Source organism: Methylobacterium sp. UNC378MF (genome assembly GCF_900103195.1).
Lineage (GTDB): Bacteria > Pseudomonadota > Alphaproteobacteria > Rhizobiales > Beijerinckiaceae > Methylobacterium.
In genome coordinates this window covers 1-3,332 of record NZ_FMWU01000069.1, presented here as the reverse complement: position 1 = coordinate 3,332, position 3,332 = coordinate 1, and the positions used below count along the sequence as shown (strand labels likewise).

At 77.5% G+C, this 3,332-nt stretch carries 1 protein-coding gene; it reads left to right on the top strand.

Features of this window, described 5'->3' with window-relative positions; translation table 11 throughout:
* A partial coding sequence (locus BLT59_RS30345; RefSeq protein ID WP_244514213.1) for a condensation domain-containing protein occupies window positions 1–3,332 on the top strand: 3,332 nt, incomplete at both ends.

The window sequence follows — 3,332 nt, the reverse complement described above, 5'->3', positions numbered from 1 at the left end:
CCGCCGCGCGGCGAGACCGAGACGCGCCTGGCCGCGCTCTGGGCCGCGGTCCTCGGCCTGCCCGAGCCCGGCACCATCGCCCGCTCCGACAGCTTCTTCGAGCGCGGCGGCGATTCCATCCTCGCCCTCCAGCTCGTCACGCGCGCCCGACAGGCCGGCCTGACCCTCACCCCGCGCGACCTCTTCACACATCAGAGCCTGGCTGCCCTCGCCGCTCATGCGGAGGCTCACGGCGCGCCGCCCGGACACGAAGCGGTGGACGTGACGCTCGACCCGGCGCGCGAGGCCGGCCCGGTACCGCTGACCCCGATCCAGCGCTGGTTCCTCGACAGCCCCGTCCCGAACCGCCGTCACTGGAACCAGGCCGTGCTGCTCGTGCCGCGGACGCCGCTCGACCCGGACTGCCTCGCCGAGGCCCTCGCGGCCGTCGAGGCCGCCCACCCCGCGCTGCGCCTGCGCTTCGCGCAGGACGGGCACGGGACATGGGCCCAAACCTGTCGGGCACCGGCGATGCCCCCCCCGCTCTGGCGGCGCGCGGCCGCCGACGCGCCGGCCCTCGCGGTCCTCGCCGCGCAGGCCCAGACGAGCCTCGACCTCGCCGAAGGGCCGGTCTGGCGCGCCGTCCTGGTCGATCCCGCGCCGGACGGCGCACAGCGCCTCCTCCTCGTCGCCCACCACCTCGTCGTCGACGCCATGTCCTGGCGCATCCTGATCCACGACCTCGCCGCAGCCCTCGCCGGCCGGCCGCTCGCGCCCCCGCCGACGAGCTTCCCGGGCTGGGCCCGCAGCCTCGACGTCCTGGCCCGACACCCCGGATATGCCGGGCGCCGCCAGGCCTGGCTCGCGGGCTGGCTCGCGGGCCGGCTCGCGGACCGGCAGGCCGGCGGCCCGTGCCACACCGCCGCGTTGCGGCCGCTCCGGCCCGATGCACCCCAGGTCGAGTCCGCGCAGACCGAGATCGCCGACAGCCTCGACGCGGACACCACCGACGCCTTCCTGCGCCGGGCCGGCCGGCCCTACCGCGCCCGCCCCGACGAGATCCTGCTCACCGCCCTGTCGGTCGCGCTGGCGCGGCGCGGCGGCGGGACGGCCGTGGGCGTGACCCTCGAGCGCCACGGGCGCGATGCCGACGCCCTCGCCGACGTTCTCGCCGAACCCCTGGCCGACGCTCTCGCCGAACCCCTGGCCGACGCGCCGGACGGCCCGCCCCTGCCCCGTCACGATCTGAGCCGGACGGTGGGCTGGTTCACCACGCTGGTGCCGCTGCGCCTCGACCCGCTCGGCGGCGAACCGGACCTCCCGCCAGACGCCGCCGCCCTCGGCGCCGCCCTCGGTCGCGCCCTCTGCCGGGTCAAGGAGGCGCGCCGCGCCCGGCCCCAGCCCGACCTCAGCCACGACCTCCTGCGCCACTGCGCCGAGCCAGACCTGCGCGACCGCATCGCCCAACTCCCTGAGCCCGGCATCCTCCTCAACTACCTCGGCCAGATCGACCCCGACCGCGCCGACCCCGACGCCCCCTTCGCCCTCGCCCCCGAGAGCGCGGGTCCCATGCGCGATCCCCAAAGCCCCGCCGGCGCCGAACTCACCCTCACCGCCCTCGTGCGCGGCGGCCGCCTCCACCTCGCCTGGCGCTTCAGCCCGGACCGCCACGACGCCACCGCCATCGCCGCCCTCGCGCACGACACCCGCCACACCCTCGAAGCCCTCATCGCCCACTGCGCCGACCCGGACACCCCGCGCAGGCCCACCCCCGCCGACCTGCCCCTGGCCCGCCTCGACCAGCCCGGCCTCGACGCAATCCTGGCCGATGCCCGCGCGGCGGGTACCCTCGACCCCGACAGCCTCGCCGACCTCTACCCGCTCACCCCCCTGCAGGAGGGCCTGCTCTTCCACGCCCGCCTCGCCCCCGAGGACCAGGCCTATCGCAACCAGGTCCGGCTCGACCTCGAGCCCCTCGACCCCGACCGCTTCGCCCAGGCCGTCCGCGCCACCCTCGCCCGACACGACGTCCTGCGCACCGCCATCCTCGCCCCCGCCGACGGCCCGCCCCTCCAGGCCGTCCTGCATGCCGTGCCCGACCCCCTCACCCGCCTCGACTGGACCGGCCGCACGCCGGACGAGAAGCCGGACGGAACTCCGCGCCAGGACAGCCTCGCCACCCGCCTCGCCGCCCTGGCCGCGGCCGAGCGCGCGAAGCCCTTCGACCTCGCACAGGCCCCGCTCCTGCGCCTCGCGCTCGTGCGCACCGGCCCGGCGCGCCACCACCTCGTGCTCACCGTCCACCACCTGATCCTCGACGGCTGGAGCACCGCCCGCCTCGTCGCCGAGGTGCTCGCCCGCTACCGCGGCCAGGCCCCCGAACCGGTCACGGGGCGCTTTGCCGACTACCTCGCCTGGCTCGCCCGCCAGCCGCGCAGCACCGCCGAGCGCTTCTGGCGGGACGCCCTCGCCGGCCTCGACGCCCCCACCCGCCTCGCCGGGACCTTCGACGCGCCCGGCGCGCCCGAGCGGCAGCGCCCGGCCGGCCACGGCGAGGTCCGCCACCGGGTGCCGCCCGCCGCCGCCGGGCGGCTGCTCGCCCGGGCGCGGGCCGCGCACCTCACCCTCAACACCTGCGTCCAGGCCGCCTGGGCGCAGCTCGTGGCCGCCCGCACCGGGCAGAGACGGGTCGCCTTCGGCACGACCGTGGCCGGGCGCCCGGCGGAGCTGCCCGGCGCCGAGACCGTGCTCGGGCTGTTCATCAACACCCTGCCGGTGATCGTGGAGCTCGACCCCGCCCGGCCGCTCGGCGCGTGGCTGGCGTGGGTGCAGGCGGTCAATCTCGGCCTGCGCGAGCACGGCCACCTGCCGCTGGCCGCCGTGCAGCGCCTGGCCGGCCCCGCGGGCGCGGGCGGGCTGTTCGACAGCCTCGTGGTGTTCGAGAACTATCCGGTCGACGCCGCCCTGGCCGCCGCACGCCGCGGCCGGTACGGCGAAGGGCACAAGGACGGCGAAGGGGCCAGAGACGGGGTCAGAGACGGGGACCGGGCCGACCCGCACAGCCTGCGCCTCGGCCCGGCCATCGTCGCCGAGACCACCCACTACCCCGTCACCCTCGTCGTCCACCCCGACGCCGCCCCCGACGGGACGCAGCTGGCCCTGCGCCTGAGCTACGCCGCCGACCGCCTCACGGCGGAAGACGCCCAAGCGCTCCTCGACGACCTCGCCGCGCGCCTCGATGCGCTGGCCGAGGCCGATCTGGACCGACCGCTCGGGATGCTCGCCTCTCCGCTGTCACCCGCCGACCGGGCGGTGGTCCTGTCGGCGAACGCGACCGCACGGGCCTATCCGGA